General features: G+C 34.0%; 17 protein-coding genes. 16 read left to right on the top strand and 1 reads right to left on the bottom strand.

Going from position 1 to position 13940, the window contains the following annotated elements:
- Positions 1 to 12 precede the first annotated feature (12 nt).
- The 13 genes from secY to ctlX all read left to right on the top strand — a co-directional run bounded on the left by secY (position 13) and on the right by ctlX (position 10909).
- On the top strand, positions 13 to 1359 hold the full coding sequence (gene secY, locus QLQ94_RS01845) for a preprotein translocase subunit SecY (RefSeq protein ID WP_072960632.1): 1347 nt from the start codon (positions 13 to 15) through the stop codon (positions 1357 to 1359).
- 7 nt (positions 1360 to 1366) lie between these two features.
- On the top strand, positions 1367 to 1582 hold the full coding sequence (infA, locus tag QLQ94_RS01840) for a translation initiation factor IF-1 (protein WP_007136545.1): 216 nt from the start codon (positions 1367 to 1369) through the stop codon (positions 1580 to 1582).
- A gap of 12 nt (positions 1583 to 1594) precedes the next feature.
- Positions 1595 to 1711 carry a type B 50S ribosomal protein L36 gene (gene ykgO / locus QLQ94_RS01835; RefSeq protein ID WP_072945378.1) on the top strand — a complete coding sequence of 39 codons (117 nt, stop codon included), beginning with the start codon at positions 1595 to 1597 and terminating at the stop codon, positions 1709 to 1711.
- 2 nt (positions 1712 to 1713) lie between these two features.
- On the top strand, positions 1714 to 2088 hold the full coding sequence (rpsM, locus tag QLQ94_RS01830; RefSeq protein ID WP_056245953.1) for a 30S ribosomal protein S13: 375 nt from the start codon (positions 1714 to 1716) through the stop codon (positions 2086 to 2088).
- Between the two features lie 8 nt (positions 2089 to 2096).
- Positions 2097 to 2480, top strand: a complete 384-nt coding sequence (rpsK, locus tag QLQ94_RS01825) for a 30S ribosomal protein S11 (protein ID WP_007803677.1) — start codon at positions 2097 to 2099, stop codon at positions 2478 to 2480.
- A gap of 94 nt (positions 2481 to 2574) precedes the next feature.
- On the top strand, positions 2575 to 3180 hold the full coding sequence (gene rpsD / locus QLQ94_RS01820) for a 30S ribosomal protein S4 (protein WP_026982953.1): 606 nt from the start codon (positions 2575 to 2577) through the stop codon (positions 3178 to 3180).
- Between the two features lie 21 nt (positions 3181 to 3201).
- Positions 3202 to 4194, top strand: a complete 993-nt coding sequence (locus tag QLQ94_RS01815) for a DNA-directed RNA polymerase subunit alpha (protein ID WP_026109818.1) — start codon at positions 3202 to 3204, stop codon at positions 4192 to 4194.
- Between the two features lie 36 nt (positions 4195 to 4230).
- On the top strand, positions 4231 to 4719 hold the full coding sequence (gene rplQ / locus QLQ94_RS01810; protein WP_271334613.1) for a 50S ribosomal protein L17: 489 nt from the start codon (positions 4231 to 4233) through the stop codon (positions 4717 to 4719).
- A 250-nt stretch (positions 4720 to 4969) separates the two neighbouring features.
- Positions 4970 to 6088: a glutamine-hydrolyzing carbamoyl-phosphate synthase small subunit gene (gene carA, locus QLQ94_RS01805; protein WP_427401750.1), complete on the top strand. Its 1119-nt coding sequence runs from the start codon at positions 4970 to 4972 to the stop codon at positions 6086 to 6088.
- A gap of 100 nt (positions 6089 to 6188) precedes the next feature.
- Positions 6189 to 7481, top strand: coding sequence for a phosphopyruvate hydratase (gene eno, locus QLQ94_RS01800; protein ID WP_271334615.1), 1293 nt, complete (start codon positions 6189 to 6191; stop codon positions 7479 to 7481).
- A 157-nt stretch (positions 7482 to 7638) separates the two neighbouring features.
- The gene (locus QLQ94_RS01795) at positions 7639 to 8916 is read left to right on the top strand and encodes a citrate synthase (protein ID WP_482499028.1); all 1278 of its coding nucleotides are present in this window, start codon (positions 7639 to 7641) and stop codon (positions 8914 to 8916) included.
- A gap of 65 nt (positions 8917 to 8981) precedes the next feature.
- Positions 8982 to 9896 (top strand): dimethylarginine dimethylaminohydrolase family protein, encoded by a 915-nt coding sequence (locus QLQ94_RS01790; protein ID WP_482499027.1) that lies wholly within the window; start codon positions 8982 to 8984, stop codon positions 9894 to 9896.
- Between the two features lie 77 nt (positions 9897 to 9973).
- Entirely contained in the window at positions 9974 to 10909 is a 936-nt protein-coding gene (ctlX, locus tag QLQ94_RS01785) for a citrulline utilization hydrolase CtlX (RefSeq protein ID WP_482499025.1), read from the top strand.
- Positions 10910 to 11002: 93 nt separating this feature from the next.
- On the opposite strand, the gene QLQ94_RS01780 is transcribed toward ctlX, so the two are convergent.
- The gene (locus QLQ94_RS01780; protein ID WP_072960650.1) at positions 11003 to 11632 is read right to left on the bottom strand and encodes a MarC family NAAT transporter; all 630 of its coding nucleotides are present in this window, start codon (positions 11630 to 11632) and stop codon (positions 11003 to 11005) included.
- 152 nt (positions 11633 to 11784) lie between these two features.
- Here QLQ94_RS01780 and QLQ94_RS01775 point away from each other — a divergent pair, with 152 nt between their 5' ends.
- The 3 genes from QLQ94_RS01775 to QLQ94_RS01765 all read left to right on the top strand — a co-directional run bounded on the left by QLQ94_RS01775 (position 11785) and on the right by QLQ94_RS01765 (position 13921).
- Positions 11785 to 12150 (top strand): CoA-binding protein, encoded by a 366-nt coding sequence (locus tag QLQ94_RS01775; RefSeq protein ID WP_072960654.1) that lies wholly within the window; start codon positions 11785 to 11787, stop codon positions 12148 to 12150.
- Between the two features lie 153 nt (positions 12151 to 12303).
- Complete coding sequence (gene recR, locus QLQ94_RS01770) at positions 12304 to 12924, top strand: recombination mediator RecR (protein WP_393053071.1); 621 nt, start codon at positions 12304 to 12306, stop codon at positions 12922 to 12924.
- 13 nt (positions 12925 to 12937) lie between these two features.
- Complete coding sequence (locus tag QLQ94_RS01765) at positions 12938 to 13921, top strand: SDR family oxidoreductase (protein WP_482499023.1); 984 nt, start codon at positions 12938 to 12940, stop codon at positions 13919 to 13921.
- The last annotated feature ends 19 nt before the right edge of the window (positions 13922 to 13940 follow it).

Below are 13940 nucleotides of genomic sequence, written 5' to 3'. Positions count from 1 at the left end.
TTATCTACTAAGATGAAGAAATTTATTGAATCAATAAGTAATGTTTGGAAAATCGAAGAACTGAAAAATAGAATCTTAATTACATTAGGATTGCTTTTAGTATATCGTTTTGGTGCACACGTAACGCTACCTGGAATTGACGCAACTCAATTAACAGGTTTAGCGGGACAAACTAAACAAGGTTTAGGATCAATCCTGGACATGTTTACAGGAGGTGCTTTCTCTAAAGCTTCAGTTTTTGCTTTAGGTATTATGCCTTATATTTCTGCATCTATTGTTGTTCAGTTAATGGGAATTGCTATTCCTTATTTGCAAAAACTTCAAAACGATGGAGAGAGTGGTAGAAAAAAGATTAATCAAATCACTCGTTGGTTGACTATAGCTATTACACTGGTTCAAGGTCCAACTTATATTTATAATTTATACAGAACGTTACCTGGAAGTGCATTCTTACTAGGCTTTAATTCACCTGAATTTTTGTTTTCGTCTGTTATCATCTTGGTTACTGGTACTATTTTTGCTATGTGGCTTGGGGAAAAAATTACAGATAAAGGTATTGGAAATGGAATTTCATTATTGATTATGGTTGGTATTTTGGCGCGTTTACCGCAAGCTTTTATTCAAGAGTTTACAACCAGAGTTACCAATAACAATGGTGGTCCAATGTTGTTAGTTATTGAAATTATTGTTTGGTTATTAGTAATCATTTCTTGTGTATTGCTTACAATGGCAGTACGTAGAATTCCTGTTCAATACGCTCGTCGTACAACAAGTGGGGATTATGAGCAAGATTTAGCAGGTGGTAATAGACAGTGGATTCCTCTTAAGCTTAATGCTTCTGGGGTTATGCCAATCATTTTTGCTCAGGCAATTATGTTTATACCTGCAGCTGTAGCTGGATTGTCTAAATCAGACACATCACAATCTATTGTTGGCGCGTTTAGTAATATGTTCGGATTTTGGTATAACTTTGTATTTGCAACTTTAATTATTGTATTTACATTTTTCTATACTGCGATCACTGTACCTACTAACAAAATGGCCGATGATTTGAAAAGAAGTGGTGGTTTTATTCCTGGCGTTCGTCCGGGAGCTGAAACTTCTGAATTTCTTGATAAAGTGATGTCTTTAATAACTTTCCCAGGATCTTTATTCCTTGCTTTGATTGCTGTGTTCCCAGCTATTGTTGTAAGTATTATGGATGTACAACAATCTTGGGCAATGTTTTTTGGAGGTACCTCGTTAATAATTATGGTTGGAGTTGCAATAGATACTATTCAACAAATCAATTCATACTTGTTAAACAAACATTATGATGGTTTAATGAAGACTGGTAAAAATAGAAAAGCAGTAGCTTAATTTTTATATGGCAAAACAATCAGCAATAGAACAAGACGGATCAATCATCGAAGCATTATCAAATGCGATGTTCCGTGTGGAGTTAGAAAATGGACATATCGTAATTGCTCATATTTCTGGAAAAATGCGTATGCATTACATCAAGTTATTACCTGGTGATAAAGTGAAACTAGAAATGAGTCCTTATGATTTGTCAAAAGCAAGAATTACTTATCGATATTAAAGGATATTCACTATGAAAGTTAGAGCATCAGTAAAAAAGAGAAGTCCCGAGTGCATCATTGTGCGTAGAAAAGGGAGATTGTACGTAATAAACAAAAAGAATCCTAGATTTAAACAAAGACAAGGATAATTATGGCAAGAATAGCAGGGGTAGATATCCCAAAAAATAAAAGAGGTGTTATAGCACTTACCTATATCTTTGGATTAGGAAGAAGTAGAGCTATTGAGATTTTAGAAAAAGCTCAAGTTAGCCAAGACAAAAAAGTTCAAGATTGGAATGATGACGAGATCGGAGCAATTCGTGAAGCTGTTGGAGCATTCAAAATTGAAGGAGAATTACGTTCTGAAGTTTCTTTAAACATCAAACGTTTAATGGATATTGGTTGTTACAGAGGTATCCGTCATAGATCTGGTCTTCCGTTAAGAGGGCAAAGAACTAAAAACAACTCTAGAACAAGAAAAGGTAAAAGAAAAACTGTTGCTAACAAGAAAAAAGCAACTAAATAATAAGTAATATGGCTAAAGCAACTGCAAAAAAACGTAAAGTTATCGTTGAATCAACGGGAGAAGCTCATATTTCTGCTACCTTCAATAACATCATCATTTCTTTGACTAACAAAAAAGGTGAAGTTATTTCTTGGTCTTCAGCTGGTAAAATGGGTTTTAGAGGTTCTAAAAAGAATACTCCATACGCAGCCCAAATGGCAGCAGAAGATTGTAGTAAAGTAGCTCTTGAAGCTGGACTTAAAAAAGTGAAAGTTTATGTAAAAGGACCAGGAAACGGACGTGAGTCTGCTATTCGTTCTATTCATAACGGTGGAATTGAAGTTACAGAGATTATCGATGTTACTCCAATGCCTCACAACGGATGTCGTCCTCCAAAAAGACGTAGAGTTTAATTTATTTATTATAGTATAACAAGGTAGAATATAGATTATCGAAGGATTTGACCTGAATTCATAATCTCTACCTTAAATTTAAATTTTTTTAGAAATGGCAAGATATACTGGTCCAAAAACTAGAATTGCTCGTAAATTTGGCGAAGCAATCTTCGGAGATGATAAATCTTTCGAAAAAAGAAATTACCCACCTGGACAACACGGGATGGCTAAAAAAAGAGGTAAAAAATCTGAGTACGCTGTTCAGTTAATGGAAAAGCAAAAAGCTAAATATTCTTACGGAATTTTAGAAAAACAATTCAGAAATTTATTCAAAAAAGCATCAGCTACTAAAGGTGTTACTGGTGAAGTTCTTTTACAATTATGTGAAGCAAGATTAGATAACGTTGTTTTTAGAATGGGTATCGCTCCTTCTAGAAGAGGTGCTAGACAATTAGTTTCTCACAGACACGTTACTGTTAATGGTGAAGTTGTAAATATCGCTTCTTACCACCTTAAGCCTGGTGATAAAGTTGCAGTTCGTGAAAAATCTAAATCTTTAGAAGCTATCGAACGTTCTTTATCAAATTCAAGTCATGTTTATGAATGGATTACATGGAACAATGATCTTAAAGAAGGAACTTTCGTTTCTGTACCTGCAAGACTTCAAATTCCAGAAAACATTAAAGAACAATTAATCGTAGAGTTGTACAACAAATAATAATTGACTTAGTCGAAATTTATGGCAATATTTAATTTTCAAAAGCCCGATAAAGTTATCATGATCGATTCAACCGATTTTGAAGGTAAATTCGAATTTAGACCTTTAGAACCTGGTTATGGATTGACAGTTGGTAATGCACTTAGAAGAGTTTTGCTTTCAGCATTAGAAGGTTATGCAATTACATCTGTTCGTATCGAAGGTGTAGATCATGAGTTTTCTACTATTTCAGGTGTTGTTGAAGATGTTACCGAAATTATCCTTAATCTAAAACAAGTACGTTTCAAACGTCAAATTGAAGATATCGATAATGAAGCAGTTACAATTTCTGTTTCTGGTAAAGATCAATTAACAGCAGGTGATTTTCAGAAATTTATTTCAGGTTTCCAAGTTCTGAATCCAGACTTAGTTATTTGTAATTTAGATTCTAAAATCAAATTGAACTTCGATTTAACAATCGAAAAAGGTAGAGGATATGTTCCTGCTGAGGAGAACAAAAAACAGAACGCTGCAATTGGTACCATTTTTACAGACTCTATTTTTACTCCGGTAAAAAATGTAAAATATGCAATTGAAAACTTCCGTGTTGAGCAAAAAACAGATTATGAGAAATTAGTTTTTGAAATCAAAACTGATGGATCTATTAATCCAAAAGATGCTCTTACTGAAGCTGCTAAAGTTTTAATTCACCACTTCATGTTATTTTCTGACGAAAGAATTACACTCGAGGCTGACGAAATTGCACAAACAGAATCGTATGATGAAGAGTCATTGCATATGAGACAATTGCTTAAAACTAAGCTTGTTGATATGGATTTATCTGTGAGAGCATTAAATTGCTTGAAAGCGGCTGAAGTTGATACACTTGGTGATTTAGTATCGTTCAATAAAAATGACCTAATGAAATTCCGTAATTTTGGTAAAAAATCTTTAACTGAGCTAGATGAACTTGTAGCGGTTAAGAATTTAACTTTCGGAATGGACTTAGCTAAATACAAATTAGATAAAGAATAATTCAATCCCGCTCGCGGGATTAAATTTAAAATAGCAATGAGACACGGAAAAAAATTCAATCACTTAAGCAGACAGACTGGACATAGAAAAGCTATGTTAGCTAATATGGCTTGTTCTCTTATTGAGCACAAACGTATTAACACTACTGTTGCTAAGGCTAAAGCGCTTAAACAATTCGTTGAGCCTTTAATCACAAAATCAAAAGAAGATACGACTCACAATCGTCGTATTGTTTTTGCTTACTTACGTAGTAAATATGCGGTAACTGACTTGTTCAGAGACGTAGCTGCTAAAGTTGGAGACCGTCCAGGTGGATACACTCGTATCATTAAAGTTGGAAATCGTTTGGGAGATAATGCTGATATGGCAATGATCGAACTTGTAGATTTCAATGAACTTTACAATGGAGGTAAAAAAGAAGTTAAAAAAGCAAAAAGCCGTCGTGGTGGTAAAGCAAAAAAAGCTGATGAGACTTCTGAGGCTCCAGCTGCTGAGTCAGAAACGACTACTGAAGCTTCTGAATAATTATGAAAGTAATGATTCTATAGAAATCAAGGATAAGCTAATTTTTAGTTTATCCTTTTTTTTTGGATTTTTTTTAAAATTAGTTTGAAATATAACTTATTTTGAAACTTAGGTTTTAATTTTATCAATGAAATTTTTAAAAAATCTTGGAAGCACTGTTTTAAAGAAGTAAATTTGCAAAATATCTAATTACAAATAAAGCAAGCTTTACTGGTTTTATAGGACGATTAAAAACAATAGAAATTAAATAATGAAATACACTACACGACAAAGCGCCATTTTATTACTAAGTGATGGGACTATTTTTCACGGAAAATCTATCGGTATTAGCGGTAAAACTTTTGGTGAAGTTTGTTTTAATACTGGAATGACCGGATATCAGGAGATTTTTACAGATCCTTCCTATTTTGGTCAAATTATGGTTGCAACTAATCCTCATATTGGAAATTATGGTGTTAATGATTTAGAAATTGAATCAGATAGCATCAAAATTTCAGGTTTAGTTTGTAAAAACTTTAGTTTTAATTATTCAAGAGAAGATTCTTCGGGAAGTTTAGAAGATTATTTTATAAAAGAAAATTTAATCTGTATTTCTGATGTTGATACCCGTGCATTGGTAAGTTATATCCGTGATAATGGAGCTATGAATGCTGTTATTTGTACAGATGGTACTTCTATTGAAGATTTGAAAAAAGAGTTGGCCAATGTGCCAAACATGGAAGGTCTGGAGTTGGCGTCGAAAGTATCAACTACTGAACCTTATTTTTTTGGTGATCAAAATGCTACCTATAAAATTTCTGCCTTAGATTTAGGGATCAAAAAGAATATTCTAAGAAACCTGGCTAAAAGAGATTGTTATATTAAAGTGTTTCCATATAACTCAACTTATAAAGATTTAGCTGAGTTTAACCCAGATGGCTATTTCTTGTCAAACGGGCCTGGAGATCCGGATCCGCTTTTTAGTGCTATTGAAGTGGCAAAAGAAATTTTGGCTAATGATAATCCTTTGTTTGGTATTTGTTTGGGGCACCAAGTAATTGCTTTGGCAAATGGTGTTCAGACTTACAAAATGTTCAATGGTCACAGAGGTATCAATCATCCTGTTAAAAACTTAATAACAGGGAAAGGTGAGATTACTTCGCAAAATCATGGTTTTGCTGTTAATAAAGAAGCATTGGATAATCACCCGGATTTAGAGATAACACATCTTCATTTAAATGATGGGACTGTAGCGGGTATGCGTATGAAAAATAAGAATTGTTTTTCAGTGCAGTATCACCCCGAAGCAAGTCCTGGACCTCATGATTCATCATATTTGTTTGATCAGTTTGTTGAGAATATAAAACTAGCTACTGCTAAAACGATATAGTTAATAAATAAAGCTGTTTAATGGTTAAAATGCATTTTTACTATTAAAAATTTTTATAATTTCGAAAAAAAATATAATTTATTAATAAAAAACAAAAATAATGAGTATTATAATTAAAGTTCACGCAAGACAAATTTTTGATTCCAGAGGTAATCCTACTATTGAAGTTGATGTAATTACTGAAAATGGAGTTTTAGGTAGAGCTGCTGTTCCTTCTGGAGCATCAACTGGAGAACATGAGGCTGTTGAATTACGTGACGGAGGAAAAGCTTTCTTAGGAAAAGGAGTTTTGAATGCAGTGAACAATGTAAATACTGTTATTGCTGAAGAATTAGTTGGAACTTCTGTTTTCGAACAAAATACAATTGATCAATTAATGATCGATTTAGATGGTACACCAAACAAATCTAAATTGGGAGCTAACGCTATTTTAGGGGTTTCTTTGGCTGCTGCAAAAGCTGCTGCTAACGAACTTGGATTGCCTTTATACAGATATGTAGGTGGAGTTTCTGCTAATACATTACCTGTACCAATGATGAATATCATCAATGGAGGTTCTCACTCTGATGCGCCTATTGCATTTCAAGAGTTTATGATTTTTCCTGTAAAGGCAACTTCTTTCTCTCACTCTATGCAAATGGGAACTGAGATTTTTCACAGCTTGAAAAAAGTTTTACACGACAGGGGTTTGAGTACTGCTGTTGGTGACGAAGGTGGTTTTGCTCCAAACTTAGCTGGTGGAACTGAAGATGCTTTAGATACTATCAAAAAAGCAGTTGAAAATGCTGGTTATACTTTTGGTGACGAAATTATGATTGCTCTTGACTGTGCTTCTGCTGAATTTTATGTAAACGGTAAATACGATTACTCTAAATTTGAAGGTGAAACTGGTAAAGTAAGATCTTCTGCAGAGCAAGTTGAGTACTTAGCTGAATTAGTGGCTAAATACCCAATTATCTCAATCGAAGATGGAATGGATGAAAATGACTGGGACGGTTGGAAACTTCTTACTGAAAAAATTGGTCACAAAGTTCAATTAGTAGGTGATGATTTATTCGTTACAAATGTGGAACGTCTTTCAACTGGAATTGAAAAAGGAATTGCTAATTCAATTTTAGTAAAAGTTAACCAAATTGGTACTTTAACAGAAACTATTGCAGCTGTTAATATGGCTAAAAATGCAGGATATACTTCAGTAATGTCTCACCGTTCAGGAGAAACAGAAGATAATACTATTGCTGATTTAGCTGTAGCATTAAACTGTGGTCAAATTAAAACAGGTTCTGCTTCTCGTTCTGATCGTATGGCAAAATACAATCAATTATTAAGAATCGAAGAAGAGTTAGGAAGTACTGCTTATTTTCCGGGATTAAATGCTTTTAAGATTAAATAATTTTGTAAGACTTATGTCTTAAATTTAAACCATTCGCTTACGCGAATGGTTTTTTTTTGGAGTTTTAACAAATTCATAGCAGGATTCTTTTTTTAATTAGTCTTAAATTCATTAGATTTGATAAATTATTATTTTAAAGATTTATTTCCGATATATTATGTCAAAAATAGCTACATTAGAAGTAGATGGTCAAAAAATTGAACTTCCGGTAATTACAGGGAGCGAAAATGAATCAGCTATCGATATTAACAAATTACGTGATTTAACTGGTATAATTACTCTTGATCCGGGATACAAAAATTCTGGTTCTTGCAAAAGTGAAATCACATTCTTAGACGGAGAATTAGGAATTTTACGCTACAGAGGATATTCAATTGAAGATTTAGCTGAAAAAGCTAATTTCTTAGAAGTATCTTATCTTTTAATTTTTGGTGAATTGCCAACAGCTCAACAATTAGAGCAGTTTGAAAATGGTATTAAAAAGCATACTCTGGTAAACGAAGAGATGAAAAATATCATTGATGGTTTTCCTAAAACAGCGCACCCAATGGGTGTTTTATCAGCTTTGACAAGTGCTTTAACAGCATTTAATCCAAAAGCGGTAAATGTTGAAAATGAAAAAGAAATGTATGAGGCCATTTGTAAAACAATGGGTAAATTTCTTGTAATTGCTACCTGGACCTATAGAAAAACTATGGGTTATCCGTTGAACTATTACGACAATACACAAGGGTATGTAGAGAACTTTATGCAGTTAATGTTTAAATTGCCTACAGGACCTTATGCTGCTAATCCAGTTATTGTAGATGCATTGGATAAATTATTTATCCTTCATGCAGATCACGAACAAAACTGTTCTACATCTACAGTAAGAATGGTGGGTTCATCTCATGCGGGTTTATTTGCTTCTATCTCTGCAGGAGTTTCTGCTCTTTGGGGGCCACTTCACGGAGGGGCAAACCAGGCAGTGCTTGAAATGCTTGAAGAAATAAATAAAGACGGTGGTGATACTGAGAAGTTTTTAGCTAAAGCAAAAGACAAAAATGATCCTTTCCGTTTAATGGGGTTTGGTCATAGAGTTTATAAAAACTTTGATCCAAGAGCAAGAATAATCAAAAAAGCAGCTAAAGAAGTATTAGAGACATTAGGTGTTGAAGATCCTATTTTAGAAATAGCTAAAAAATTAGAAACAGCAGCTTTGGAAGATGATTACTTCAAATCAAGAAATTTATATCCAAACGTAGATTTCTATTCGGGTATTATTTACAGAGCATTAGGAATTCCTACAGATATGTTTACAGTAATGTTTGCTATTGGTAGATTACCAGGTTGGATTGCGCAATGGAAAGAAATGCGTGAGAATAAAGAGCCAATCGGTAGACCGAGACAAATCTATACCGGACATCCGCTGAGAGACTTTAAGTCGAACAAATAAAAATATTTTAAAGCTTCACTTAACTGTGAAGCTTTTTTTATCTTTGGCCAAAATATAATAAAGTTATGTTGCAATTAAATGTAAAGAACGAAACATCAAGACTGCGCGCCGTAGTTTTGGGTTCCGCTGTTCATAATGGTCCGACTCCATCTTTAGACGAAGTTTATGATCCTAAATCATTGGAACATATTAAAGCGGGAACGTATCCTGTCGAAAAAGATATGGTCGCTGAAATGGAAGCTTTTAATGCCATTTTTCAAAAATATGATGTAAAAGTATATCGCCCTGAAATGATTGAGAATTACAATCAGATTTTTGCCAGAGACATTGGCTTTGTAATAGATGATATTTTTGTAAAGTCAAATATTCTTCCTGACAGAGAACGTGAGTTAGATGCTATTGGGTACATAATTGATCAGATAGATCCGTTGAAAGTAGTTCGTCCGCCGGAGGAAGTTCATATCGAAGGTGGTGATGTAATGCTTTGGAATGATCATATTTTTATAGGAACTTATAAAGGAAGTGATTATAAAGATTATATAACGGCAAGAACAAATATGCAAGGTGTTAATTTTATTAAAGAATTATTCCCTAATAAAGTTGTCAAAGAATTCGATTTGGTTAAGTCCAAAATTGAGGCTCGGGATAATGCATTGCACTTAGATTGCTGTTTTCAGCCCGTTGGAAAAGATAAAGGGATTATCTATAAAAGAGGTTTTCGTGAAGAGGCTGATTATATGTATTTAGTAAATCTTTTTGGGAAAGAAAACTTATTTCATATCGAAAGAAACGAAATGTATAATATGTTTTCTAACGTATTTTCTATTGATGAGAATGTAGTGGTTTCAGAGAAAAACTTTACAAGATTAAACAATTGGCTTCGTGCAAATGGTTTTACAGTAGAAGAAATTCCGTATGCCGAAATTGCAAAGCAGGAAGGGTTGTTGAGATGTTCGACGCTTCCATTAATTAGATATTAAATATTTGTTTCAAGTTTTCAGGTTTCACGTTGCAACAAACTTGAAACTTGAAACCTGAAACAGAAAAAAAAATAAAAATGAAACAAACTACAAATGCAATTTTGATGATTCGGCCAGTTGCCTTCAGAATGAATGAGCAAACTGCGGTGAATAATTATTACCAAAAAGTATTAGACGGACTTTTGCCTAGTACTGTCAATGCAAAGGCGCAACAAGAGTTTGATGCTTTTGTTGAAAAGTTAAGAGCCGTTGGTGTTGATGTTACAGTTGTCGATGATTCTTTAGAAACAGATACTCCCGACAGTATTTTTCCGAACAATTGGGTTTCTTTTCACGAAAATGGTGACGTAGCGCTATATCCAATGTTTGCTGAGAATCGTCGTTCAGAACGTCGTGAAGATATTTTAGATATTCTTGAAGACAAAGGTTTTGAGATCGCTAATATAATGGATTATACATCTGCAGAAGAAGATGGTTTTTTTCTTGAAGGAACCGGAAGTTTGCTTTTAGACAGAGCGAATGCCAAAGCGTATTGCGCTTTATCGCCTCGTGCTGATGAAGAGTTATTTATTGAATTCTGTGAAGATTTTGATTATGCGCCGGTAATTTTTGAAGCCTTTCAAACCGTTGACGCAGAACGTAAATTGATCTATCATACCAATGTTCTGATGTGTCTTGGGGAAACTTTTGCGGTTATCTGTGCAGATTGTATCGATGATAAAAAAGAACGCAAAATGGTTCTTGAGAATTTAAAAGCCGATAAAAAAGAAATTATTCTGATCACAGAAGCGCAGGTGAATAACTTTGCCGGTAATATGCTCGAAGTTCGTGGCACAGATGATAAGAAATATATTGTCATGAGTGCATCTGCACATCAGAGTTTGACCTCAAAACAGATTGCTCAGTTAGAAAACCATGCTGAAATTTTGAGTTCAAGTCTGGATACTATAGAAGCTTGCGGAGGCGGAAGCGCCAGATGTATGATGGCCGAAGTTTTCCTGCCGAGAAATTAAGTTTTAGAAACTTCAAAAAAAAAATCCAAATTCCATACTGAAATATTCAGCTTTTGGAATTTGGATTTTTTTTTATTTAAAATAGGGAATAAGTCACATCAAATTTACTTTTACGATATTAATTATTGAGCTTACAATATATTGGATTCCGATCGAGATAACAATAAAACCAACAATTCTCGAAATAGCGACAATTCCTGAAGCGCCTAAAATTCTGGCCAGATAATGTGCGCTTTTAAGAATAGCGAAAATTGCAACTGCAATGGCAAAAATGGCTAAAGACGAAAAAGCCATTTCTTTCATTCCGCTATGTTCCTGATGAAAAGCAATCAATAAAGAAATGGAGCCTGGACCAGCCAGCATTGGTATGGCTAATGGTGTAAGGGCGATATCGTTTCGTTGTTGTATTTCGTTTTCTATTTTTTTATTGATTCCGCGTTTTTTATTGAATTTTCCGGAAAGTAATGAGAATCCTGAATTTACAATTATAATTCCTCCGGCAATCCTAAGGGCATCAATGCTGATTCCAAAAAAAGATAAAACATATTGGCCAATAAAAAACGAAACGATCAAAATGATAAAGACATTTATGGCCGTCCAAAGCGAAATGCGTGAACGCTCTTTTTGAGAGTCATGTTGGGTTAGTCCAACAAAAATTGGCACAGTGCCAATTGGGTTTAATACCGAAAAAAGAGCGGCAAATAAATAAATGAATATATCCATACTGTTTTAGTTAGTGAAGTAAAAATAGTCAATTTTTAATATTTCAGGGTAAATTCATATTAGGATATTGTTTTTTGATGCTATTAATTCTATATCAATAACCTAAAGTAAGCTCATTCTTTTTGATTACTTTTGTAGCATATTTTAAAATGATGAAAAACAAAAAAACTTTAGTTCTGGGTGCTACCACAAAACCAGATCGTTACGCTTTTAGAGCTATAAATATGTTAGTAGAAAAAGGACATACTGTTTTAGCAATTGGTCAGAATACTGGCGAAGTTGCAGGTGTAAAAATTTATACCAAAGCAATTCCTGTAAAAAACATTGATACAGTGACGCTATATTTAAATCCTGCCCGCCAGCGTGATTATTATAATTACATCATAGAAGCGCAGCCTAAAAGAGTGGTTTTTAATCCTGGGACAGAAAATCCGGAATTCTATCAGTTGCTGGAATTAAACAATATTAAGGCTGAAGTAGCTTGTACTTTGGTTTTATTAGCTACAAATCAATATTAAACTTTTTTAGGAGCTCATCCCGCACCCGAGCCTGAAAGTGCGAATTGGCGAAGCAATTCGTTGCAATCTTTTTGTTTTTTAAAGAAAAAAACAAAAAGGATTTCCACTTCTATCGGGGCTAAAAAGAAACATTAAAATAGTATTTTTGTAGTCATGGAATTTTCATCAAAACTAATAGAAAAGGCAGTCAGTGAAATGTCTCAATTACCAGGAATTGGTAAGCGTACTGCATTGCGATTGGTTTTGCATTTATTAAAGCAGCCCAAAGAACAAACAGGTTTTTTATCTCAGGCGTTACTCAATATGCGTGCAGATATAAAATTTTGCGAAAGCTGTCATAATATTTCAGACACAAAAGTTTGCGAAATCTGTGCAAATCCGGTCCGAAATCATCAGACGATTTGTGTAGTGGAAGATATTCGTGATGTTATGGCGATCGAAAATACTGGGCAGTACAAAGGAATTTATCACGTTTTGGGAGGGAAAATTTCCCCAATAGAAGGCGTGGGGCCAAGTCAGCTAAATATTTCAACCTTAGTAGAAAAGGTAAAATCCGGTGCAGTAGTGGAAATTATTTTTGCGCTCAGTTCAACCATGGAAGGAGATACCACAAATTTTTATATCTATAAACAAATTGCCGAATCAGAAATTATAATTTCTACAATTGCAAGAGGAATTTCTGTAGGTGATGAATTAGAATATGCAGACGAAATTACACTTGGAAGAAGTATTTTGCATCGTGTTCCGTTTGAAAAAACTTTTAAAAATAATTAGATAGATTATATAAATGAAAACATCAACTCAGAATACAATTTTAATTACAGGCGGAGCTGGTTTTATTGGCTCCAATTTGTCCGGGTATTTTTTAGGATTAGGGCATAAAGTAATCTGTCTCGATAATTTTGCGACAGGGCACCGTCATAATTTGAAAGATTTTATAGAGAATCCTAATTATAAATTAATTGAAGGAGATATTCGAAATATTGCCGATTGTGTTTTAGCGGTCCAAGGTGTTGATTATGTTTTGCACCAGGCAGCTTTAGGATCAGTTCCAAGATCAATTAACGATCCAATTACAACAAACGATGTAAATGTTTCAGGCTTTTTGAATATGCTGGTAGCTTCTCGCGATGCAAAAGTGAAAAGATTTATATATGCAGCAAGCTCTTCTACATACGGAGATTCTCAGGGATTACCAAAAGTCGAAGATGTTATTGGTAAACCATTATCGCCTTATGCTATTACAAAATATGTAAACGAATTATATGCTGAAATTTTCAGTAGAACTTATGGAATAGAAACTATAGGATTGCGTTATTTTAATGTTTTTGGCAGAAAACAAGATCCTAACGGTGCTTATGCGGCTGTTATTCCAAAATTTGTAATGCAATTGATGAAACATGAAAGTCCCGTGATTAACGGTGACGGAAATTATTCGCGTGATTTTACTTATATCGATAACGTGATACAGATGAATGAATTGGCAATGACAAGTCAGAATCCGGAAGCGGTAAATACAGTTTATAATACTGCATATGGAGATCGAAATACATTAAACGATTTGGTGGGCTATCTAAAAGAATATTTAACTGAATTTGATTCAAAAATTGCAGATGTCGAAATTGTTTATGGTGCCAACAGAGCGGGTGATATTCCGCATTCATTGGCAAGTATCGATAAAGCAAAAAAAGTGCTGGGTTACGATCCGAAATTCTCTTTGCAGGACGGATTAAAAGAAGCGGTCAGCTGGTATTGGAATAATTTAAAATAAGGATCAAGATAATAGTAAA

The organism is Flavobacterium sp. B114r (assembly GCF_056824125.1).
Note: the sequence above shows the minus strand (reverse complement) of the source record. Positions and strands in the feature narration are given on the sequence as shown.